Below are 21,740 nucleotides of genomic sequence, written 5' to 3' on the forward strand. Positions count from 1 at the left end.
TATCACCTGCTATTGGCCTCCCGCCAGCGGTCAAACCAGCGGCGGGGTTGAATAACGCGTAAGGCTGGTTCGCTGTCCTCAAGTTCAACCCCTAATCCAAGCACGCCAAGGCGGGCATAGAGCACGCCGTTTGCGCTGCGGTCTGCCAGAGCGACATCGGAAAGCAGCAGCAGCGGGCCACCAGTGAGCATCAAGTCGCTAAGGCTGATCTGCTCGCCGCTGATCTCTAGCTGCGCCGTGCCCCCGATATCGTGCACATTTAGCAGTCGCCCTAACCAGTCGCTATCCCTTGCGCGGGCGAGAAATAGCCGGGCGAGTAAACCGGTATCGCGCATCTCAAGGCGGAGCTGGCTGACGAGACGAACAGGGTCTTCCCACGCCAATTGCGCATCCAACATGGAAAGCGTTACCCACCAACCAGCATCGGTAGAGCCATTTTCACTTTGTCGGCTAACGTTCTCCAGGCGTAGGAATGAGTCATCGGCGTTAAAGCGACGCGTTTCCAGGTCGCCGTCGGTGAGGTGTAAGTCGAGATGAACGTCGCCGCGAAGCCGCTGATCCAGCAATGCTAACTCTGCGCCAAAGGCGCGCAGGGTTATTTCGCCCTGTGCGTTTAATCCTTCCAACAGCCACTCGCTTTCCAGGCTGGCTTGCCCATCCAGCAACCTAATACCCGCGCCTTCGGGTAGGTAGCGGTTGTAACGGGTGAAGTCGGGCACCTCGGTAATCGGCAGCGCGATGCGCGTGGTGAAGTGCTCGGGCTGGGGAGATTCAAGCACATCGCTAAAGCGCTCGGTTTGCGTGGTGAGAGCAAAGTGGCGTCCTTCCAGGTGCGGGCTATCATCGCCTTGGCGACTCAAAGTAAAGCGGGGGATGCCAAGCGAGAGCTGGGCCCGCTCGGTGCTATCCAACTGGGTGGTGAGTTCGCCGCGTCCGGTGGCGAGATAATCTAAAAACGTGATTTCTAACTGGTCGGCGTTGACCCGCAGCCGAGTGGGGGGCAGCAAGCGGTTATCGTGAAAGGCGCCCCGAGCAGAAAGCTGGCCTTCACCCGCGATGGTTAAGCCGTGGGCGTCAGGCAGAAACGCATTTAAAAAGCCCAGCCGTTGCACGCTTCCTTCGAGTGAAAATTGCCCGCTTGGTACGTCACCTCTGCGTTGAAAATGACCATCATTTAGCACCAATACGCTCTCTAAGCGTTCGCTCGGTTGGTCGACATCGGCCACTTGCCAGCTCAACCGGGTGCCGCTGATGTTCAGCGTTGAGCCATCCATTGCTGCCTGCTGAATAGGCAGGAAAAGCTGCATATCACTGGTTAACGTGCTGACTTGTTCGCCGTGTTGCCAGCGTGTGGTAAGCCCATTTCCGGCTAAATGCATCTCTCCGCTGAGCTGTTTTGACGCCATGGTGAGCTGGCCGTGGCTTGCGGCTTTCCCGCTAAGCAACTGCAGTGGCGCGGGGTCAGGTAAAATGGCGCCTAAGTAAGTTTGTAAAACGCTGATATTAGGCAGACGCGCGGATTGCCAGCTCAACGTCGCGGATGCTTCTTCGCGGGCTTTGTCTGGATCAGCTGGGCTCGATGCTGAGACGTTGATAGCGGCATCATCAAGCAGCAGACGCTCTTGGTGGTGCAGCGTGGCGTTGTTAAAGTTAAGCGTTGCTTCAATAATTGCTTGTGGTGTTAGCTGGGCATCTAGCGAGCCGCCACCTTGGGCAATGAAACCACGCGTATCCGCTATCAACTCAGTTGCTTGAATACTTAGTTGAGCATCAAAAAGGCGCGATTGGCGAATGCTGGCGGAGGCCTCAATTTGTCCATGGCCCGAAAGACTGATGCCTTCGAGTTCAGGGCTCTGTTCTTCAGAACTCTCTCCTTCAGAACTCTCTCCTTCAGAATCCTGTCCTCCTGCACCGGGCGAAAGATATCGATCCAGCATATCCAGGCGGGTGATATCGCCTTGCAAGGCGAGTGTCGCTGAGGTGGGCAGATCGAGTTGATCCAGTCGCTGATTAGGAATTTGGGTAGCAAGGCGTAGCTCGGCGTGCTCTGCGTAAGGGTGCGTGTCAGCTAGCTCAACATCGGCCAACTGCGTTGAAAAATGCAGTTGATCGTTCTCAACCGACAAGCGAACTTGGCCTTCACCCGTAGCCGTGTGGCGAGGCGGAGGGGTATCCGCCAGTATCCAGCGCGGCGAGTCAGTCGGCGCACGTAAACGTTGCTCATCAATCGCTAAGCGTAACAGGGGCGCGTTCAGTATAAGCTTGCTGCCGGGCTGTAATTCACCGGCGGTGAGCCCCAGTGCCCCAGTTAGCGCCCCGCGCCCCTCAAGGGTTAGCCAGGGCAGGGTGTCTAGGTAGGGCATAAAGACATTCCAGGCATCCGCCTGGGCATCCAACTGAAGCTGTGCTGAGAGCGCTGATAGTAGATTGGGGTTCAACTCGCCGCTGGCAGCATCGACAGGGGTTATCGCATTGAGTGTCGCATCAGCGTTAAGATTAATATCACGCACTAAGGTCTCTTGATCGCTCAAGCGAACTAAACGACCATTGGTAATGGCGAGGGAAACGTTAGGAATCGCTAGGGTGTCGCGACTTAGCGTAGTCTCCGTTACCTGCAGCTGGCCGTCAGCTTCAAGTGCGATATCGCCTATGGTCAGGCGGCGAATACCCTCGGCATCGAGTGTGTCGATATGCAGCTCGCCGCGTAATAGAGCCATTAGCGAGAGCGAAAGGGTAGCACGTTCGGCTTCAATTGAGATGGGCAGTGCTTCATCTTCACGCGCAAGATAAAGCCCCTCTACTTCCCAGCGGCCTGGGTGGTGGCTAACGCCTTGCTCCCAGCGGATATCGATTCCCTCGAATTGTGAAATGCGCTCGGGGAGCCACTGGCTGTTAAGCAGCCAATAGCTGCCCGCCACCCAGGTAAAGAGGATAAACAGTAGGCCAATCAACACCCTTCGCAGCAGGCGAGGTAGGCGATTTTTACGAGTGTTCGCGTCTGACATAGTGGCTTCCCTGGCAGATAACTCCTGTTGGGGCGTGTTTTATGGCATTATGCGCGGCGTTGGGCAGTGACGGGTTTTCGATTTCAACGCTAGGCAGGCAACAAACGCCATGTTCAAGGATTTTTACGCGCAGCGCGGAGAGTATGTAGTGATCTCTGCAGAGCAGGCCAGTCGCTTCGCCAAAGGCGTGGCGGGTGACTACAACCCTATTCATAACCCGGATGCACGCCGCTTTTGTGTGCCCGGTGATTTACTGTTTGTGCTGGTGCTCACAAAGTTTGGGTTGTCGCGGCAAATGGAATTTCGCTTCACCAACATGGTGGGCGCTGATACGCCGCTTAAGTTTAGCGAAGCAGACAACGGTGCACTTCACGTCTGCGATGAGAGTGGCAAATGTTACTTAAAGGTAGTGCGTAGTGGTGACATTACCCACGATCCTGCCGTGGTGGAAGCCTTTGCGCGTTGCTATGTCGCGTTTTCAGGCAAAAACTTTCCGCACTATCTCAAACCGCTGATGGAAGAGCACGGGGTCATGTTTAACCCCAAACGTCCACTGGTGATCTACGATAGCATGGGGTTTTCACTCGAGCGCTTGGATGGTTTTGCACCGGGCTTGACGCTGAATCACTCTTCGCTGGAGGTTCACGGTAAACGTGCCGATGCACTGCTGGAGTTCTCTATTGAGTCCGCCGGGGAGGCTGTGGGTGTTGGGTCTAAGAAGCTCGTAGTGAGCGGCCTTTGCGACTACGACGCCGATGAAATGGCCGCTATTGTAGAAGAGTTCTATCGTCTCAAGGCCGCTTACGAGACGGCCTCGACTTGAACACTGGTACTTAGCCTCTTGCGAGGCTAAGTATGGATAAGGCGCTTATTGGTCAGGCTTGTCCTGCACCGTCAAGCCAACCGTGGTAATACGACCACCGAGTGTTGCCAGTACCGCCAGCATGATGCCATTGAGCTGAAGTGAGTCGCCTATCTCCGGCTGGCTGGAGAGTGTATTGCGCAGCAGCGCATCGAGAGTCGTCTGGCCATCCTCTTCTTCGATCAACATGCCATACGAGTGGCGTAAATCGTCTATCCTGGTACTGCCCTTGAGCTTCAGCTCCTGATCGGGCAGTTCGTCACTGACCGCGCCCACCGCATCTGAAAAGACACAGTCGATAAACGGTCTCGTCTCAGGACGCAGTACCACGAACAGGTGATCGCCAGCCATTAGCTCTGTCGAGCCTCGCGGGGGAATTACGTCCTTACCCCGGGTAATCATCGCGACGACCGTCGTATCGGGTAGTGCCATTTGTGAAAGCCGCCGACCCGCTGCGCGTGGATGGTCGCTCAGGGTGTACTCCACAATATCGGCATCTACCTCTTCCAGCGCGGTAATCTCAAGGCTGGCCGCCGGTACCGCTGGTGGTTTTTCAGTCAATCCCAGCTTGCGGGCCACCACTGGCAGGGTGGTGCCCTGGATGGTTGCCGAGATTAGCACCACGAAAAACACCACATTGAAGATTAATTCTGCACCCTCCAGCCCGAACATCAGCGGAAAAATAGCCAGGATAATAGGGACGGAGCCACGTAGGCCTACCCAGGCCACTAAACTGGCCTCACGGGCATTGAAGCCGAACAGCTTCATGACCGGCAACACGGCGATTGGCCGGGCAACCAAAATCAGTACTGCAGCAATCACCAGCCCTTCCAGCCATACATCCAGCAGAGACACCGGGTTTATCAGTAGTCCCAATACCACGAACATCACGATCTGGCTTAGCCAGGCGAGCCCATCATGAAACAGGAACGTGCTGCGCTGAAAGGCAATACGGTGGTTGCCAATGAACACCCCGGTCAGGAAAATGGCCAGGAATCCGCTACCCCCTGCGTTGGCTGAGATACCAAAGGAAAGGAAGCCACACGCGGCCACCATTACCGGGTAAAGGCCCGAGGCCACCAGGTGGATGCGGTTAATGATCTTTACCGATGCCCATCCTACGCCAAGCCCTACCAGGCCACCCACGCCCATCTGCATGACGAAGAGCTCAAGCAGCCCCGTACCTGGTTCCATGCCATTGACCAGCACTTCCAGCAACCCGACGGTAAGGAATATAGCCATCGGGTCGTTTGAGGCGCTTTCGATCTCTAGCGTGGATTTCAGTTTTTTATTGATATGTATGCCGGCGTTTCTTAACAGCGAAAATACCGCTGCGGCATCTGTGGAGCCCACTATAGCCCCTAGCAGGAGGCCTTCCAGCAGCGGCAAGTCGAGAATGTAGGCGGCTGCCACGCCGGTGATTAGAGCCGTGATCAACACCCCGAAAGTGGCGAGCAGGGAGGCGGGTTTCCAGACTTTTCGAATCGACGAGGTAGGCGTTTGAAGCCCGCCGTCAAAGAGGATCATTGCCAGCGCCAGCGTGCCTAGGGCATGTGCCCCCGCTGGGTTGTCGAAGGCAATTCCTCCAATACCACTCTCACCGGCCAGCATGCCAATGACCAAGAACAGAACCAGGACAGGTAAGCCAAGGCGGGCAGATAATTTGCTCGATACAATGCCCACCAATATTAAAATCGCAGCAAGTAAGATGAGCTGGTCAACGGGAAACATAAACAGAGAACCCTTCTAAACGGTACTGATAGTTTGCAATGGCAACGTGTCTCTAAAGCGGTGCCACTACACTAATGAATAACTGAACAACGACGTAATTAGCTCTTTGCGAGGATAGGCGGCGCCCGGCCGGGGGGAAGAAGGAGGGCACAGCCGCTGCTGTCGTTTGAAACGATGCGGCCAAGAATTGCCTGGTGGGAGATGGCGGAATGCAGCGAGGCGACAAAGCTGACGGGAGGGTTATCGTCGCCTGACCATTCGATGCCCTTCGAAAGTTCTTTATCTGCCTGCCGCTTGGCGGCATCGTTTCTTATTCGTAGCTTGGTGGGGAGTGGCGCGAAACCGTAGTGGCTCGAAAGACTTTTCAGGTTTTCATCGGCCTGTTGCAGCTCGGTGAAATGTGGTTTGTAAAACTGTTCTATGGCACCCGATAGCAAGACCAGGAAACAGCCCAGAAGCAGGAGCTGGGATGTCCAGAGAGGCGTATGCCCGACGTTTTTACCATCCCCACCCCCTTGCTGCATCGCGTCTTCCTTGAACAAGCCAACTATGTACCTGTTATACCTTAGGTGGAGTTGGTTTGCATCAGCCCACCAGGGGCATGACATCCACTTCGACTTCCAGGCGGTGTTCGCCGCCCCCGTTCATGACGCCTTTTAGCGGGGCTACGTCGGCGTAATCTCGCCCCCAGGCCAGTACAGGGTGCTGTTCACTGGCCACGGTGCCATTGGTGGGGTCAAGTGCCAGCCACCCCCATTCCGGAATCCAGGTCGCCAGCCATGCATGGGAAGCATCTGCGCCGATCAGGCGTGGTTGGCCGGGCGGGGGTTGGGTTTCCAAATAGCCACTGACATAGCGCGCAGCAAGACCTACCGAACGCAATGCACCAATAGCGAGATGAGCAAAATCCTGGCAGACACCTCGCCGGTTGGCGAGTACTTCGCTTAGCGGCGTTGCTAGTGTGGTAAAGCTGGGGTCATACTCGAAGGTTTGATGAATCAGTTCATTGAGCGCGAGAGCCGCCTCGACTATTGGCCTGCCTGGGGTAAAGCAGCTGTGGGCAAAGGTGGCCAGCTCATCATTACGGCGAATAAACGGTGAGTCGAGGCGGTAAAGTTGAATGTCAAAACTGTTGTCCTGGCTAAGCTGCTGAGCGACTTGTTCCCACGCCGTTGAGGTGGTGGGTAGCGCCGCTAAGGGTTGCGTGCTCAGCGGCGTTACCACAGTGACATCCAAGGTTTGATGAACATCCTCCATGGCGAAATAGAGCACTCGATTGCCGAATACATCACGCCGCTCCATCTGCACCTGCGGGGCGGGGCTGATCTGCAGTTCTGAGGCGCCACAGTGCTGATGCGGCGTTTTACGCGGTAGCACCCGCGCTTCACTATGGCACAGCGTCACAGGGGCGCTGTAGTGGTAGCGGGTGGTATGGCGCAGGGTGTAGTTCATGCATCAGGCTCCATGCTGACTAACTGGCGTGGCCGCTCCACGTGGCTGAAATGACTCTGACTAATGGCTTCAGAAAGCGCGCTTAAGGGTTCAATTAAAGCATCCAGCAGTTGCTCTAAGGCATCCTGTGCCTCCGGCGTATCGGCTAGATGACTTAAGCGATCAATGTCGGCCAGGTGCAGTGCCGCATTGGCCTGAATTAATAGCCGCCGTTCGGCGTTACGGTAGGGCGAGGAGCTGCCGGGCAGGCGATCCATCTGTCGTTCAATGCGTTTGAGCATATAGCCCACCGAGCGAGGATTGGTTTCATCGAACAGCAGTAGATCGAGAATCGCCGCAGGGTGAAGCTCGCTGCGGTAGCGGCGGCGATAGGCGGTAAAGTTATCGGTGGTGGCGAGCACGACTTCCCACAACGCCAGCCCCGGCGAGTGCGGCGCATTGAGAGTGAGCTTGAGCAGCGATAGTAGCCCCAGCACACGATCCAGGAAGCGGCCGATATCCATAAACCGCCAGCCGTAGTGATGAGGCATGGTTTCGTTACACAGCCCGAAGAAGGCGGCTAGCTGAGCAGACAGCCCTTCGCAAGCGCGCCGCGCCGCGCTTGCCCCCAAGCTGGGGTTGAAGCTGGCCATGCGCTGACGCAGTTGATGCACCACTCGCCAGGAGTCATCGCCTAAGTGGTCACGCACGCTGCGTGCGTTGCGCATTAGTTGGGCAAACAGTGGCTGTAAGGCCTGGGGATCCACGTCATCAAACTGCGCCAACAGCGCGGATCGCTTTAGATCAAAACCAATCAACGGTGCCTGTAGCCGCTGTTCGTCCTCTTCGTTTAGCGTGGTGATATCCAGTGCCAGCAGAAGTTCATCGAGCAGTTGATCGGCGATCTCATCCTGGTCGTACTCCATTAGCCTCATTAGCGCTTCACGAAGAAGTCGCGCGCGGGTGTCCAATCGCTCACCGTAGCGGCCTAACCAAAACAGGCTTTCGGCCACTCGGCTAGGTAGATCGGTGCCGTCACGAGTGGCCACCACGGGGCCGCGGGCCTGACGAAGCTGGCTAACATGGGGTTGGGGAGAAGCCGCCGTAACCCACACGTCTTTAACGATGGTGCTGCTTAGTGATGGCAAGCCAGGTTCGCCAACCCAAGCTAAACCACCGGGCATTACTTGGTACTCGCCGGTCGCACTATTTTTAGCAGCAGTGCTGCTTTTGGCAGTAGCATTGGGGGTGCGTGTTACAAAGCAGCGTAGGTTGAGCGTGGTGGGTTCCAGACGCTGTAGGTGGCTATCGAAAACCGGTGCGGTGGCTGGCTGCGTCGTGGCATCGGCGTTAGGCAATAGCAGGGGCTCGCCGAGCAGGTGCTCGCACAGCATCGGTAAGTAGTCTGCTAACACCGGGGCTTCCAAAATGCCCACCCCCAAGGCGTTCGATAGCGCCACGCCGCCTGCGCGCATGGCCTGCAATAACCCGGGTACGCCCAGCTGTGAATCACCGCGCAGCTCCAGCGGGTCGCAATAAGCGTCGTCGCAGTGGCGCAGTATCACATCTACTGGCTGCAAACCGCCCAGGGTGCGCAGCCATACTTGGGTATCGCGTATGACTAAATCCTGGCCTTCTACCAGCGCAATATTGAGGTAATTGGCTAAATAGGCGTGCTCAAAATAGCGAGGGCTCCCCGGCCCCGGCGTTAATAAAATAAGCGTAGGGTTATCGCGATGCTGATAGGCCATGGCGATCAGCGTGCGGTGGTGTAGGTCCAGAAACCCCGCTAACCGTTTTAATGGCGCATTGCGGTACATATCCGGCAGGGCGCGGGCCATCAGTATACGGTTTTCAAGCGCAAAACCGGTGCCTGATGGCGCCTGTAGACGGTCTGCCATCACTCGCCACTGGCCTTGAGTATCCTGAATTACATCCACGCCGTGGAAAGTAATCGGCGCGCGGTCGTTGGGCAGTGACTGATGACAGGGCAGTAATAAATGTGCTGAGGCAAGCAGTTCCTGGGTGGGAAGTAGCCCCGCCTCAAAGAGCGTTTTGGGCCCATAGATATCGTCATAAAGGGCGCTCAACAGACGACTGCGCTGGATTAGCCCTGTTTCTAATGCATGCCATCGCGGTTCATCAATCACCCAGGGAAGCGGGTCGAGCCGCCACGAACGTCCCTGGGTTTCATCATGCATATTAAAAATCACGCCATTTTCAGCCAGTAGGCGCTGAATCTCGTCATGCTGCTGGTGGCGACCCACCGGGCCGAGGTTTTCCAATGAGCCGAGCAAGCTCTGCCAACCGGGGCGTAGCTGCCCTTGGCCATCAAGCATGGCGTCAAACGTGCCGGGCTGTCCCTTGCCTAGCTGATGTAAGTAATCCTCAACAAGCCCGTTAGCCGCGGGCGCGAGAAGTGAGGGAGAGACAGGGGCCGTCATTATCCTTGTAATCCTGAAAAGTAGGAGGCGGATTATCCTGCACTAGCCGCTAAGAGAAAAGCATTAGCTGGGCGTCCAACGCAGGTCGAGGGTGTGCGGCAGTTCCAGGCTGGGGGGTTCCAGCTTTGGAACCTGATGGCCATGACGATGGCCGCTGTCACTAAAACGCCCTAGTCTTCGTGCTTCGGCTTCAAACGCATTGACCGGGAAGGTATCGAAATTACGCCCTGTGGGATGTACTACATAGTAAGTACAGCCCGCGACTGAACGCTGGTTCCAGGTGTCGATGACATCAAACACCAGCGGCGCGTGAATGGGAATTTGCGGATGCAGCGCTGAGGGCGGCTGCCAGGCGCGGTAACGCACTCCAGCCACGGCTTCACCGTTTCTGCCGGTAGCTGAAAGCGGTACGCGACGGCCGTTGCAGGTCACCACATAGCGGTCACCGCTCATGCCACTCACCTTGACTTCCAGGCGCTCCACTGAGGAATCCACATAGCGGGCAGTGCCGCCCGCGGAGGCCTCTTCACCCAATACATGCCAGGGTTCGATGGCTTGGCGCAGCTCGATATCCAGCATTGGGGTGTGCAAGCGTCCGTGCAGCGGGAAGCGAAACTCCAGGAAGGGGGCAAACCACTCCAGGTCAAAATCGAAGCCGTGGTGGCGCAAGTCACTCAGCACGTCGTCAAGGTCACTCCACAGGTAGTGGGGCAGCATCCAGCGATCCTGCAGCGCACTGCCCCAACGCACCGGTTTGGCTCGGTAGGGCGTTTTCCAGCAGCGCGCTACCAAGGCGCGGATCAGCAGCATCTGCATCAGCCCCATGCGGGCGTGGGGCGGCATCTCAAAGCCGCGTAGTTCCAGTAATCCGAGGCGGCCGCTGTCGCTATCCGGCGAATAGAGCTTGTCGATACAGAACTCGGCGCGGTGAGTATTGCCGCTTAAGTCGGTGAGCAGGTGGCGCAATAAGCGATCGACCAGCCAGGGCTGTACCACTTCACCTTCGGGCATTTGCTGTAGGGCGATTTCCAGCTCATAGAGGGCTTCATGGCGCGCTTCATCCACCCGCGGGGCTTGGCTGGTTGGGCCGATGAACAGGCCCGAAAACAGATAAGACAGACTGGGATGGTGCTGCCAGTAGGTCACTAAACTGGCCAGCAGATCCGGGCGACGCAAAAATGGCGAATCTTCAGGCGTCAACCCGCCCAGGGTGACATGGTTACCACCGCCGGTGCCGGTATGGCGCCCATCAAGCATAAATTTCTCGGTGCCTAGGCGGGTTTCCCGTGCTTCAGCGTAAAGCCGTTCGGTTTGTGCCACCAAGGTTTGCCAACTGGCCGCAGGCATAATATTCACTTCGATCACACCTGGGTCGGGGGTGATCATAAAGTTTTCCAGACGCGGATCCCGAGGCGGCGAGTAGCCCTCTATCATGATCGGGCAAGCGAGCTCCTTGGCGCACTCCTCAACGGTGCTAAGTAGGTCAAGGTAGTGCTCTAAGCTGGTCAGCGGGGGCAGGAAAATATGTAGGCGGCCATCCCGTGGCTCCACACATAGGCTGGTGTGAATAACGCTACTTTCCCGGTCGCTGTTTGCCCGTGGCTGCTGTTGAACGGCTTCGCCCTCGGGATGTGATGGGCTAGGGTGGCTTGAGCGACCCAAGCGTTCGGCGTCGCTGATGTGCAGCTGTTCGGCGTTGCGGCGGGCAACTTCTCCGTGAATATCACCCAGTTCAGGTCGAGGGGCGAACAGCGATTCAGGCTGCGGCTGCTCCTCTGGGTCAGCCCAAGGCAGTGCCGAAAGCGGCAAGCGTAGCCCCATGGGCGAATCGCCGGGCACCAGGAATAAATGGTCGCGCTTGAGCGGCCAGCGGCCACTCTCCCAGCGGTGAGCTTGACTGATCGAGTGGCGCAGCGGCAGGGCGTAGCCAACGACTTCGTCCAAGCCTTGCTCCAACAGGCGGGCTAGACGGTGACGCTCGGCATCGTCCTTGAGATTGGCTTCGCGCGGGTCAACGTTGACCGGCAGCGACTGCTCTTTCCAAAGGTAGTAGTAGGCATCCTCAAACGCCGGAATCCAATAGCGTTCGGCCAAACCCAAACGCTCACTGAGCGCCTTGGTGAAGCGTTGCGCCATCGCATCATCAACGTCAACCTTGGGGGCGCCTTCCATACAGGCTAGCCATTGAGGGTCTCGCCATAGCGGCACGCCATCTTTCCGCCAGTAGCAGGCCAGCGCCCAGCGAGGTAACGGTTCACCGGGGTACCATTTTCCCTGCTGTTGCTGAATAGCGCTGCCGGGCGCATAGGCGGCTTGCAACCGGGTTAGCAGTGCCTCGGCGCGTTCGCGCTTGTGCTCACCTAACGCTTCGGTATTCCACTGAGGACTCTCCATATCGTCGACGGATACGAAGGTGGGTTCGCCCCCCATAGTAAGGCGTACGTCCTGCTGCAATAGTTCAGCGTCCACTTCGTCGCCCAGGTTGCAGATACGCTGCCACTGTTCATCGCTATAGGGCTTAGTGACCCTAGGGTCTTCGTGGATGCGCTCGACCTCCATGGTCACATCAAAGGTGACTTCACACTTATCCGAAAACCCGGTGATGGCCGCAGCGCTACCTGTTGTCGGAGTGGCGGCGAGCGGAATGTGTCCTTCGCCAGCGAACAGACCTGAGGTGGGGTCAAGACCTACCCAGCCAGCGCCGGGCAGGAATACTTCGGTCCAGGCGTGCAGGTCGGTGAAGTCGACCTCGCTGCCGCTAGGGCCGTCCAGTGCTTTAACATCAGACTTGAGCTGGATGAGATAGCCAGACACAAAACGTGCGGCGAGGCCCAGATGGCGGAAAATTTGCACCAGCAGCCAGGCGCTGTCGCGGCAGGAGCCACTGGCTAGCGTCAGCGTTTCTTCGCAGCTCTGGACACCGGGCTCCAGGCGCACTAGGTAACCGATGTCGTCCTGCAGACGTTGATTAAGCGCGACCAGAAAATCGACGGTGGTAGTAGGTTCGCGGGGAACGGCTTTTAGCCACTCCATTAGCCGTGGCCCTGACTCGGTTATTTCAAGATAGGGGCTAAGTTCTTGGCGCAGCGCTTCCGGGTAGGCAAAAGGAATCTTTTGCGCGATGTCGTCCAAGAAGAAATCGAACGGGTTAATCACCGTCATCGGGGCAATTAGCTCGACGGCAATGGTTAACTCTTGGCGCGGTTCGGGGAACACCACGCGAGCATTGAAGTTGCCGAACGGATCCTGTTGCCAGTTTAAAAAGTGGTCATCGCCGGAGAGTTTGAGCGAGTACGCTTCGATATGAGTACGGCAGTGGGGCGCTGGGCGCAGTCGAATAACATGGGGCGAAAGACGCACCGGGCGGTCAAAGTGGTAAGTCGTACGATGATACAAGGCAACGCGAATGGTCATGAGCCACCCTCAAAAGAACCGTTATTAACCGGCTGGTCGGTTGGGTTAAGGAATAACCGAACGTTTCGCAAGTATCGTTCCACTTTTACTTTTTTGCAGCCGCTATCTTAACTAAGACGTTTAACTAAAGTGGAAAGCGCGTTGTGCACCAATTTGACGCCACTTTTGCGCACCAATGCGGCGCATAAAAGCGCTTTAGTTTTCTCGTGCTCTCTGTCAAGTAGCGTTTAAGTAAGTGAACGTTGAAATATCGCAAAAGATGGTACGCATTTTGCTCCCAATTGTTTGATTGTTTTGCACGCGGCAGGCCTACACTGAGCATTGAGGAAGTTGCCGCTTCCCCCCCAGCGCCAGGAGAGCGCCCATGAGCCAAGTGAATTGGAATAACTATGCGTGTCGTGATTACTACGATGAGCTGATGGCCGCACCCGGTCAGCCACGCGAGTCAGCGGGTGAATTGTGCAACATGTTGGCAAGGTTTAGCGCCGAGGAGTTAGCGGAGCGAAAAACCGCGGCAGAGATCGCTATTCGCACCATGGGGATTACCTTCACCGTCTACTCTGAAGGCGCGATGATTGACCGTGCCTGGCCCTTTGATATTGTGCCGCGAATTATTCCCGCCAGTGAGTGGCGTAAAACCGAGGCAGGCCTTAAGCAGCGCGTGCAGGCGCTGAATCTATTTATCGATGACCTCTACCACGATCAAAAAGTCATTAAGGACAAAGTGCTGCCCGCCGAGGTGCTGGCGCAGTCGGTTAACTTTCGCCCCCAATGTGTGGGCATTAACCCCCCACACGGCGTATGGGCTCATGTATGTGGCTCTGACCTAGTGCGCGATGGCGACGGTACGCTTTACGTGCTGGAGGATAATTTACGCATTCCTTCCGGTGTCTCCTACATGTTGGAAAACCGCAATGTCACTAAACGGGTACTGCCGGAGCTGTTCGCCTCAGGCAAAATTTTGCCTGTTGATGACTATGTGGCGCAGCTTTACGACATGCTGGCGGCAATGTCGCCAAGGCCTGGGGATGACCCCCAGGTAGTGGTACTGACCCCTGGGATCTACAACTCTGCCTACTTTGAGCACGCCTATCTTGCCCAGCAAATGGGCGTCGAGCTGGTGCAGGGGAGTGATTTACTCGTTGATGACGATGATGTGGTGTACATGCGCACCGTGGAAGGGCTACGCCGGGTCGATGTTATTTACCGTCGTGTAGATGATGAGTTTCTAGACCCGGAAGCATTTAACCCGGAATCCATGCTAGGGGTGGCGGGCCTAATGCGTGCCTGGCGGGCGGGGAAAGTAGCTCTCGCCAATGCGCCGGGGGCAGGCGTGGCAGACGATAAAGTCGTTTACGCCTTTGTTCCCGCGTTGATTCGCTACTACCTCGATCAAGAGCCGCTGATCCCCAACGTGCCCAGCTACCTGTGTATGTTCGAGGACGACCGCCGCTATGTACTCGACCACCTGGATGAATTGGTAGTGAAACCGGCCAATGAGTCAGGGGGCTACGGCATGCTCATTGGCCCACGCTCAACCAAAGAGACCCGCGAAGAGTTTGCCCGTTTGATTAAGGCGAATCCGCGCAACTATATGGCCCAGCCTACCCTGGCACTGTCGACCACGCCTACGCTGGCGAATGGACTACCGCAGCCGCGCCATGTGGATTTACGCCCCTTCATTCTGTCGGGGCCAGAAATCCATGTCACCACCGGTGGTCTTACCCGCGTGGCATTGATAGAGGGTTCGTTGGTGGTGAACTCTTCTCAGGGTGGCGGCAGTAAAGACACCTGGATTGTAGAAACCGACGATAAGGCGGCAGTGGCCGCGGTGAAAGGAGCCTAACGCCATGCTGTCACGCGTTGCAGAGAACCTCTACTGGATGGCGCGCTATATTGAACGTGCGGAAGATACCGCCCGTTTACTGAGTGTCAATAGCCACCTTATGCTCGATTTGCCGGGACGTCTGCCGTTAGGTTGGGCTCCTCTTATCGAAATGACCGGCAGTCTGGAAGCCTTTACCGCACGCCATACCGACTTCGATGAACGTAATGTAGTGCACTTTTTATGCGCCGATACCGACAATGATATTTCGATTATCTCTGCGCTTGCCAGTGCCCGTGAGAACCTCAGGACCACCCGGGATGTGGTGCCTCGGGAGATTTGGGAAGAGGTTAACCAACTCTATCTAAGCGTGGCCGATCATGCCGAAAACGGCGTTAGTCCACGCCGTCGTGATAGCTTTCTCAAAAGCGTCATCCGTGGCTGCCAGGCGTTGACAGGCCTGATTGAAGGCACGTTAAGCCATGGCCCTGCGCGTACCTTTATTGAGCTAGGGCGTCAGTTAGAGCGGGCCGATATGACCACTCGCATCGTGGATGTGCGTTCTGCCAGCCTGCTGCCGCAAAACCCTGAAGAACTGCTGCCGTTTGAGAACCTGCAGTGGATGAGTGTACTCAAATCGCTCACCGCCTACCAAATGTATCGTCAGCAGGTGCGCTTACGCGTTCGGGGCCCGGATGTGCTGCGCTTTTTGCTGCAAGACCCTAACCTGCCGCGCTCCATTGCCTGTAGCTTGGAAACGCTGGGCCATGAGCTGACGCTACTGCCAAGACAGGATCGACCAGCGGCGACCGTTTCACTGGTGCGCGCTGATGTGGTGGATGCCGATATTCAAGCGCTGGCCCACTCACCCAGCAAACTGCACCTGTTTATCGACGAACTGCAGATCGGCTTTGCCGCTATCCACGATACGCTTAGCGCAACCTACTTTGTGAATGACGACAGTGTGCCTCGCGTTACCCAGAACCAGAGTCAGAGCCAGAGTCAAAGCCACGCAGGGGATAACGATAACGACTAACTAGTGGGGGAGTCGCGCTCTAGCGGGCTGGCGGCCTGCACGATTCGATGCAGGTACGCCAGCTTCTCGCGCACCGCCGGGGCAAGCACCCCTGGGGCCAAATCGAGCAGGCCCATATCCCGGTTGAGCTCATTCACTGCCATCCCCACCTGATGAAAGGCAATCAGCATGTTCTCCAGGCTGCCGTCGTACTCAACGGGGGTAATGCCCATGTGCAGTGCGGTATCCAGCACGGCGACCATATCCAAGTAGTAGGCAAATGTTTCAGCAAAATCTTCCCAGGGATGCATGGTGGCGTAAGCGGAGATGAAGCGATTAGGCCAGTCGTTGGGTGCCCCCTGCTGGTAGTAGCGCTCTAACGCTTCGGCATAGGTTGGCCGGTGGTGATTGCCAAATACCGCACGGCACGTCTCCTCGTCGCGCTCCTTAACCAGTACATCCCAGTAGTAGTGGCCGATTTCGTGACGAAAGTGGCCAATCAGCGTGCGGTGGGATTCGTTCATGTCGACCCGCAAGCGCTCGCGTTCAACGTCGTCGGCTTCCTTGATGTTGATGGTGATATGCCCTGCTGCATGGCCGGTATACACCTTCTCTTGCTTGGCGGTGGAGCGCCATAAGCCCTGGTCGGGCAGGGCATCAGCCATAAAAGAGAAGCTTAACGGCACAGTAATGTCATTGTCTTTGGTGCCGTGGGGAAGTTTAAGTAGATCCAGAGTATGAAAAAGGCGTCGTTTAGCAGCCTCTAGTGCTGCCCAGCGTTCGCGGTGGCCTGCAACATTGAGGTCGGGTATTACTTCGTTGTAACGACAGCAGTCGCAGAGCGTGTCCGCTTGGCCGTGTTCCATCACCACCAGTCGATTGCACACGTTTTCAACAGCGTAGTTGTGGCACTTCATTAGCGCAGTATCGCAACCTGGGTGGGTACAGCGATAGCCGCCGTTATCCAAGGACTCAATGGCCACGATATTGCTACAAGCAGGGCACCAGCCTACTTCTGACTGACAGGCAAGGCAGTGGGTGTTTTCGTAGAACAGCGGATTGCCACAGCGGCAATGAAAGGTCTGCATAGATAATTCCCTGTGTTTAAACACGAGCTTTCGCCGTGGGCGATCCGCAAGCCTGCGGTACACTGATTAGCCGAAGCATAGCCAGCGCGATACCACAATGGAAAGGCTAATTGACGTCCAGGAGTAGATTTTGTTTACTCATGAGGTGTTTGATTGACGTTAACGTCAACTTGCTGCTATACCCTGTGTACTTGCCTTACCGCGATGTGCTTTAAAAACAGCTTTTTTAACACGCGCACCTATAACAACCATAACAACCACAACCATAAATAGGAGCAACGCTATGTCCGTTCGCGAAATTCCCATGTATATCGATGGCCAGCCCGTGCAGTCGCAAAGCCAGGAGTTGCGCGACGTGGTCAACCCCGCGACGCAAGAAGTAGTGGCTCGAGTGCCGTTCTGTACCGCTGACGAAGTAGAACGTGCTATCAGGAGTGCCAAAGAGGCGTTCAAGGAGTGGCGTAAAGTGCCGCTGGGGAAGCGCATGCGCATTATGCTCAAGCTGCAGGCGCTGATTCGTGACAATACTGCTGAGCTCGCGGCACTGATTACTGAAGAGCACGGTAAAACCCTGCCCGATGCGGAAGGCGAAGTGGGCCGTGGTCTGGAAGTGGTAGAGCACGCCTGTTCGATTACTTCGCTGCAGTTGGGTGAATTAGCCGAAAACGCTGCCAACGAGGTAGACGTTTATACCATGCACCAACCGCTGGGAGTGGGGGCTGGGATTACCGCCTTTAACTTCCCGATTATGCTGCCCTGCTTTATGTTCCCACTGGCGATTGCCACTGGTAATACCTTTGTGCTTAAGCCCTCCGAGCAGGATCCCAGCTCCACCATGCGCTTAGTGGAGCTAGCCCATGAAGCGGGTATCCCAGCGGGGGTGCTAAACGTAGTGCACGGCGGCCCGGACGTGGCCAATCAAATTGCCGATCATCAGGATATCAAAGCGCTCTCGTTCATCGGCTCTACCCATGTGGGGTCGCTTCTTTATAACCGTGCAGCGGCGGCGGGCAAGCGCATGCAGGCGATGATGGGCGCCAAGAATCACTGTGTGGTCATGCCCGATGCTAACCGCAGTCAGGCGATCAACAATCTGCTGGGCTCAGCCTTTGGCGCTGCGGGCCAACGCTGCATGGCGAACTCGGTAGTGGTGCTTGTCGGCGAGGCACGCGAGTGGCTAAGCGATATAGTCGATGCGGCGCGAGCAATGAAAGTAGGCCCAGGCACTCAGCTTGATGCGGACTTGGGCCCGCTGGTGTCACCCGCTGCCCGTGATCGTGTACTGCGTTTAATCGATGCGGGGGAAAAAGAGGGCGCCAAACTGATGGTCGATGGGCGCAAGGTTCAGGTAGAAGGTTACCCCAACGGTAACTTCGTGGGGCCGACCCTGTTTGCTGACGTTACCGCAGATATGACCATTTATCGTGAAGAGATTTTTGGCCCCGTGCTGTGTGTGGTTAGCGTTGAAACGCTTGATGAGGCGATTGCCTTTATCAATGCCAACCCTAACGGCAACGGTACCTCCATCTTTACTAACTCAGGTTGGGTGGCGCGCCGTTTTGAAACCGATATCGATGTTGGCCAAATTGGGATTAACGTGCCAATCCCCGTACCGGTCGCTTACTTTAGTTTCACTGGGTCTAGGGCTTCAAAGCTGGGCGATTTAGGGCCCAATGGTAAGCAGGCGATTGCATTCTGGACACAAACAAAAACCGTAACGGCACGTTGGTTTGAACCCGAGAATGTTTCCAGCGGTATTAATAGCACGATTTCGCTGGGCTAAACAAAGTGGCGCTAACTGGCTCCGCTTAAGCGGGGCCAGTTGCTAAAGAGGTCGGTTAACCGCCTGGCAGATCAAATCAGGTGGCTGGTTTAAAAGTTATCAAACAGCGGGAGGCTCTCTTCAAGCAGTTGCTCAATGGGGCCGAGTTGGCTTTCATGCAATACTAACAGCGACTCCTCGCCCATAAAGTGTTCAGCGGGGGGGACGAGCAGAGCAAACTCACCCTCTTCAAGGTGAAACTCATGTATTTCGCGCATTCCCAGTGGCGTTACACACTGAGTGCAGCGGTAGGTGTCATCTTCGCCATAAATCAGCCGATGGTACATTTTAAACAGCGTATACAGCGCCAAACCACCCTCAAAGGCTGGCCAGCGCGCAGGGGTCTCGCGAATATCGTTGGTAAGGTCTTGCCCTTCGGCTTCGGCGTCTGCAATTGCATTGGCAAGTGGGGCGGCAAGAATGGCGCTTTTGTCGGCAGGTAACGGCGTGTTGTGCTTAGAAGCGTGTTCAAAATCCTGTACAGCGCGCTTAAAGTCAGGAACACCATCAAGGGTATAGTCGACATGCTGGAGGTCTTCGGGCTCACAGCCGCCATTTTCCCAGCCATGAATGACGCGAAGTGTCATTTGACCCCGTGTCATTGGGCGGGCAAGCAGCATATGCAGCATGATACGAATGTGCAACTGACGCTCATCGGTATCATTCTCAAATGCTCGATAAGGGTCAGTAAACAGCTCGTTTAGACGACCGGGGGTATGTTCCTTGGCTTCGTTATGGCTCATGACAGTGTCCCTTTGAACGAACTGTTTATTAAGAGTAGCGCGTGTTTTTTGTCACAGAACGAATCTTCAGTATGGCGAGTAGGGCGGCTTAATAAAAGCCTCTTAATTCAGCTTTCTGTTACACAACCGCTAAGCCGTTTTTATGAGATGGCTAAACTTAACAATAAAGAGGTGAGCATGTCTTCATCATTAAGTCGTTTTAACGTACCTGAAACATTGGATGACTTGCCTGACGATATTCGCAGCACCATTTTAGGCGTTCAGGAGAAAGCGGGTTTTGTGCCCAATGTCTTTCTGATGTTGGCCCATCGCCCTGCGGAGTTTCGGGCTTTCTTTGCCTATCACGATGCGTTGATGGAGCGCGAATCAGATACCCTCACCAAAGCCGAAAAAGAGATGATTGTAGTGGCTACCAGCGCGCGTAATCGCTGCCTATATTGTGTGGTTGCTCACGGGGCACTGGTACGCATTTACAGTAAAGACCCGCTACTCGCTGATCAAGTGGCGATCAACCATGGGGTGGCGCCGATTAGCGAGCGCCACCGGGTGATGCTCGATTTCGCCATGCACTGTGCCATCGATGTGGGTGAAATGACCGATGAATGGCTTGCCCGTCTACTTGAAGTAGGCTTTAGCCAAGAGGATTGCTGGGATATAGGCGCGATCGCGGCGTTTTTTGGCTTGTCGAATCGGTTGGTCACCCTGGCAGGCACGCCACCCAATGAGGAGTTCTACATGATGGGGCGAGTGCCTCGCTAAGAGGCTACCAGCGCACCTTAACTTTACTAAGCTATGATTTTGATTGAGAATAGTTCTTGAGATAGCGCTTCGAAAAGTACCCAAAAAAGTACTTAGAAAAAGCGCTTAGCAAAACACCTACATTCACTGTCGCCAGGGGAGCCCTGCATATAAGGGCTGAGATGCGTGCTGCGCAGACCCTGGAACCTGATCCGGTTCGTACCGGCGGAGGAAGTGCGACATGCTTTACCTAACGTCAGCCGTGCTTGTCGCGGCGCTGTGCTGCTTTGCTTATTTAGGCCTACGGGCTCGCTGGGTGGATGGCCCACTTGATGACTATGTCACCGCCCGTAACTCGCAAACGGCGTCTACCCTGGGGCTCTCCTTCCTTGCCTCCGGCATGGGCGCATGGATTCTCTTTGCTCCTCCTGAAATCGGCGCCTTTGTTGGCCCCCTGGCCCTGGCAGGTTATGCATTAGGCTCTGCGCTGCCGTTTATCGTCTTGGGGCTGTATGGGCCGAAGATTCGCCGGGCGCTGCCCGAGGGGCGCAGCATCGCCGAGTTTGCTGAAGCGTGCTATGGCTCTGGTGTAAGGCGCTGGGTAACGCTGGTATCAATCGCCTATATGGCGTGCTTTTTAGCTGCCGAGCTAACCGCTATTGGCGCCATTACCGCGCTCCTTTCCGATGTACCCCCCGCACTGGTGATTATTGGCGTGGCGCTTACTACGCTAATCTATACTGCGGCAGGTGGTCTACGGGCCAGCCTTGCCACTGACCGTTGGCAGGCGTGGTTGTTGCTGGTACTGCTGTGTGTGGTTGGTGGCATGGCCCTATGGCGGCTTCCCGCTATTCCCAATGAGGCTGCGCTTCCTTCCATTCCCATCACCAGTGCGCTCAGTGTCGCGTTAACGTTAGTGATCGCGGTTACCGCGGCCAATCTCTTCCACCAAGGCTATTGGCAGCGTGTGTGGGCCGCTCAAGACGATCAAAGCCTGGGGCGTGGGGCATGGTTAGGTGGCGCGATGACGGTAGTCGTCGTCATGGTGATTGGTGGTCTGGGTGTATTGGCCGCGATGAGTGGTGTGTCATTAGGCGAGCCGCCGATGCCGTTTTTTGCCCTGTTAAGCGATGCTCCTGTGTGGCTGACGCTACCCGCCTTGGTATTAGCGGTGACCTTGGTGGCCTCTAGCGTTGATACGCTGCAAAACGGTATTGCCTCGCTGGTGGTCGCGCGCAGCGAGCAGAAGGGCGTATCACTGGTGGCTGCCCGCTGGGTGACAGTGGTAGTAATGGTGCCGGTGGTATTGATTGCCTTGCAGGGGCTGTCAGTACTGCGGCTGTTTTTGATTGCCGACCTGCTGTGTGCTGCCATTGTGGTGCCTGTGCTGTTGGGCCTGTGGCAACGAATGACGCCACTGGCCGCCATTCTAGGTGGCATCGCTGGATTGCTGGGTGCCATTTTACCTGGATGGTTAAGCCAAGGAAGCTTTGTCGCCGGGATGGTGGTCGCCAGTTTTCCGGGCAGTGTTCCTACCTTGGGGCCATTCGTCGGGGCGTTAATCGCCTCCACGCTAACGAGCGTGCTGCTAGCGGGTGTAACCAGAAAAAAGTGAGTTTTAA

The 21,740-nt window shown here is 56.1% G+C and carries 14 protein-coding genes and 1 riboswitch; of the genes, 6 read left to right on the plus strand and 8 right to left on the minus strand.

From position 1 onward, the window contains the following. Nucleotides 1-2 precede the first annotated feature (2 nt). Nucleotides 3-3,005, minus strand: coding sequence for an AsmA family protein (locus tag HZU72_RS06590; RefSeq protein WP_180091078.1), 3,003 nt, complete (start codon nucleotides 3,003-3,005; stop codon nucleotides 3-5). A gap of 109 nt (nucleotides 3,006-3,114) precedes the next feature. On the opposite strand from HZU72_RS06590, the gene HZU72_RS06595 reads away from it, so the two are divergent. After that, complete coding sequence (locus HZU72_RS06595) at nucleotides 3,115-3,828, plus strand: DUF3581 family protein (RefSeq protein WP_180091079.1); 714 nt, start codon at nucleotides 3,115-3,117, stop codon at nucleotides 3,826-3,828. A gap of 45 nt (nucleotides 3,829-3,873) precedes the next feature. On the opposite strand, the gene HZU72_RS06600 is transcribed toward HZU72_RS06595, so the two are convergent. The 5 genes from HZU72_RS06600 to HZU72_RS06620 all read right to left on the minus strand — a co-directional run bounded on the left by HZU72_RS06600 (nucleotide 3,874) and on the right by HZU72_RS06620 (nucleotide 12,887). Then, a complete protein-coding gene (locus tag HZU72_RS06600) occupies nucleotides 3,874-5,598 on the minus strand; it encodes a potassium/proton antiporter (RefSeq protein WP_180091080.1) in 1,725 nt (574 codons plus the stop codon). 98 nt (nucleotides 5,599-5,696) lie between these two features. After that, nucleotides 5,697-6,122 carry a hypothetical protein gene (locus HZU72_RS06605; protein ID WP_180091081.1) on the minus strand — a complete coding sequence of 142 codons (426 nt, stop codon included), beginning with the start codon at nucleotides 6,120-6,122 and terminating at the stop codon, nucleotides 5,697-5,699. Nucleotides 6,123-6,183: 61 nt separating this feature from the next. After that, nucleotides 6,184-7,050: a transglutaminase family protein gene (locus HZU72_RS06610; RefSeq protein WP_180091082.1), complete on the minus strand. Its 867-nt coding sequence runs from the start codon at nucleotides 7,048-7,050 to the stop codon at nucleotides 6,184-6,186. Then, entirely contained in the window at nucleotides 7,047-9,473 is a 2,427-nt protein-coding gene (locus tag HZU72_RS06615) for a circularly permuted type 2 ATP-grasp protein (RefSeq protein WP_180091083.1), read from the minus strand. The genes HZU72_RS06610 and HZU72_RS06615 overlap by 4 nt, the downstream gene beginning before the upstream one ends. 63 nt (nucleotides 9,474-9,536) lie before the next feature. After that, complete coding sequence (locus tag HZU72_RS06620) at nucleotides 9,537-12,887, minus strand: transglutaminase family protein (protein ID WP_180091084.1); 3,351 nt, start codon at nucleotides 12,885-12,887, stop codon at nucleotides 9,537-9,539. 364 nt (nucleotides 12,888-13,251) lie between these two features. On the opposite strand from HZU72_RS06620, the gene HZU72_RS06625 reads away from it, so the two are divergent. Then, nucleotides 13,252-14,733 carry a circularly permuted type 2 ATP-grasp protein gene (locus HZU72_RS06625; RefSeq protein WP_180091085.1) on the plus strand — a complete coding sequence of 494 codons (1,482 nt, stop codon included), beginning with the start codon at nucleotides 13,252-13,254 and terminating at the stop codon, nucleotides 14,731-14,733. A 4-nt stretch (nucleotides 14,734-14,737) separates the two neighbouring features. Further along, nucleotides 14,738-15,748 carry an alpha-E domain-containing protein gene (locus HZU72_RS06630; RefSeq protein ID WP_180091086.1) on the plus strand — a complete coding sequence of 337 codons (1,011 nt, stop codon included), beginning with the start codon at nucleotides 14,738-14,740 and terminating at the stop codon, nucleotides 15,746-15,748. Here HZU72_RS06630 and HZU72_RS06635 read toward each other — a convergent pair. Further along, complete coding sequence (locus HZU72_RS06635) at nucleotides 15,745-16,815, minus strand: zinc-binding metallopeptidase family protein (RefSeq protein WP_180091087.1); 1,071 nt, start codon at nucleotides 16,813-16,815, stop codon at nucleotides 15,745-15,747. The two genes, HZU72_RS06630 and HZU72_RS06635, sit on opposite strands and share 4 nt — an antisense overlap. Before the next feature lie 283 nt (nucleotides 16,816-17,098). Here HZU72_RS06635 and HZU72_RS06640 point away from each other — a divergent pair, with 283 nt between their 5' ends. Continuing rightward, entirely contained in the window at nucleotides 17,099-18,598 is a 1,500-nt protein-coding gene (locus tag HZU72_RS06640; RefSeq protein WP_180091088.1) for a CoA-acylating methylmalonate-semialdehyde dehydrogenase, read from the plus strand. Nucleotides 18,599-18,687: 89 nt separating this feature from the next. On the opposite strand, the gene HZU72_RS06645 is transcribed toward HZU72_RS06640, so the two are convergent. Further along, nucleotides 18,688-19,380 (minus strand): hypothetical protein, encoded by a 693-nt coding sequence (locus HZU72_RS06645; RefSeq protein ID WP_180091089.1) that lies wholly within the window; start codon nucleotides 19,378-19,380, stop codon nucleotides 18,688-18,690. Between the two features lie 177 nt (nucleotides 19,381-19,557). Between HZU72_RS06645 and HZU72_RS06650 the strand changes: the two genes are divergently transcribed. Then, a complete protein-coding gene (locus HZU72_RS06650; protein ID WP_180091090.1) occupies nucleotides 19,558-20,139 on the plus strand; it encodes a peroxidase-related enzyme in 582 nt (193 codons plus the stop codon). Between the two features lie 124 nt (nucleotides 20,140-20,263). Then, nucleotides 20,264-20,370: riboswitch (TPP riboswitch) on the plus strand. Continuing rightward, a complete protein-coding gene (locus HZU72_RS06655) occupies nucleotides 20,360-21,733 on the plus strand; it encodes a sodium:solute symporter family transporter (RefSeq protein WP_180091091.1) in 1,374 nt (457 codons plus the stop codon). (Overlaps the previous riboswitch by 11 nt.) The last annotated feature ends 7 nt before the right edge of the window (nucleotides 21,734-21,740 follow it).

Source organism: Vreelandella sedimenti, from assembly GCF_013416325.1.
GTDB lineage: Bacteria > Pseudomonadota > Gammaproteobacteria > Pseudomonadales > Halomonadaceae > Vreelandella > Vreelandella sedimenti.

Bases quoted from the DNA above. Each gene is read 5' to 3' on its own strand.
- HZU72_RS06590 (WP_180091078.1), bottom strand. From the start codon at position 3,005: ATGTCAGACGCGAACACTCGTAAAAATCGCCTACCTCGCCTGCTGCGA.
- HZU72_RS06595 (WP_180091079.1), top strand. From the start codon at position 3,115: ATGTTCAAGGATTTTTACGCGCAGCGCGGAGAGTATGTAGTGATCTCT.
- HZU72_RS06600 (WP_180091080.1), bottom strand. From the start codon at position 5,598: ATGTTTCCCGTTGACCAGCTCATCTTACTTGCTGCGATTTTAATATTG.
- HZU72_RS06605 (WP_180091081.1), bottom strand. From the start codon at position 6,122: ATGCAGCAAGGGGGTGGGGATGGTAAAAACGTCGGGCATACGCCTCTC.
- HZU72_RS06610 (WP_180091082.1), bottom strand. From the start codon at position 7,050: ATGAACTACACCCTGCGCCATACCACCCGCTACCACTACAGCGCCCCT.
- HZU72_RS06615 (WP_180091083.1), bottom strand. From the start codon at position 9,473: ATGACGGCCCCTGTCTCTCCCTCACTTCTCGCGCCCGCGGCTAACGGG.
- HZU72_RS06620 (WP_180091084.1), bottom strand. From the start codon at position 12,887: ATGACCATTCGCGTTGCCTTGTATCATCGTACGACTTACCACTTTGAC.
- HZU72_RS06625 (WP_180091085.1), top strand. From the start codon at position 13,252: ATGAGCCAAGTGAATTGGAATAACTATGCGTGTCGTGATTACTACGAT.
- HZU72_RS06630 (WP_180091086.1), top strand. From the start codon at position 14,738: ATGCTGTCACGCGTTGCAGAGAACCTCTACTGGATGGCGCGCTATATT.
- HZU72_RS06635 (WP_180091087.1), bottom strand. From the start codon at position 16,815: ATGCAGACCTTTCATTGCCGCTGTGGCAATCCGCTGTTCTACGAAAAC.
- HZU72_RS06640 (WP_180091088.1), top strand. From the start codon at position 17,099: ATGTCCGTTCGCGAAATTCCCATGTATATCGATGGCCAGCCCGTGCAG.
- HZU72_RS06645 (WP_180091089.1), bottom strand. From the start codon at position 19,380: ATGAGCCATAACGAAGCCAAGGAACATACCCCCGGTCGTCTAAACGAG.
- HZU72_RS06650 (WP_180091090.1), top strand. From the start codon at position 19,558: ATGTCTTCATCATTAAGTCGTTTTAACGTACCTGAAACATTGGATGAC.
- HZU72_RS06655 (WP_180091091.1), top strand. From the start codon at position 20,360: ATGCTTTACCTAACGTCAGCCGTGCTTGTCGCGGCGCTGTGCTGCTTT.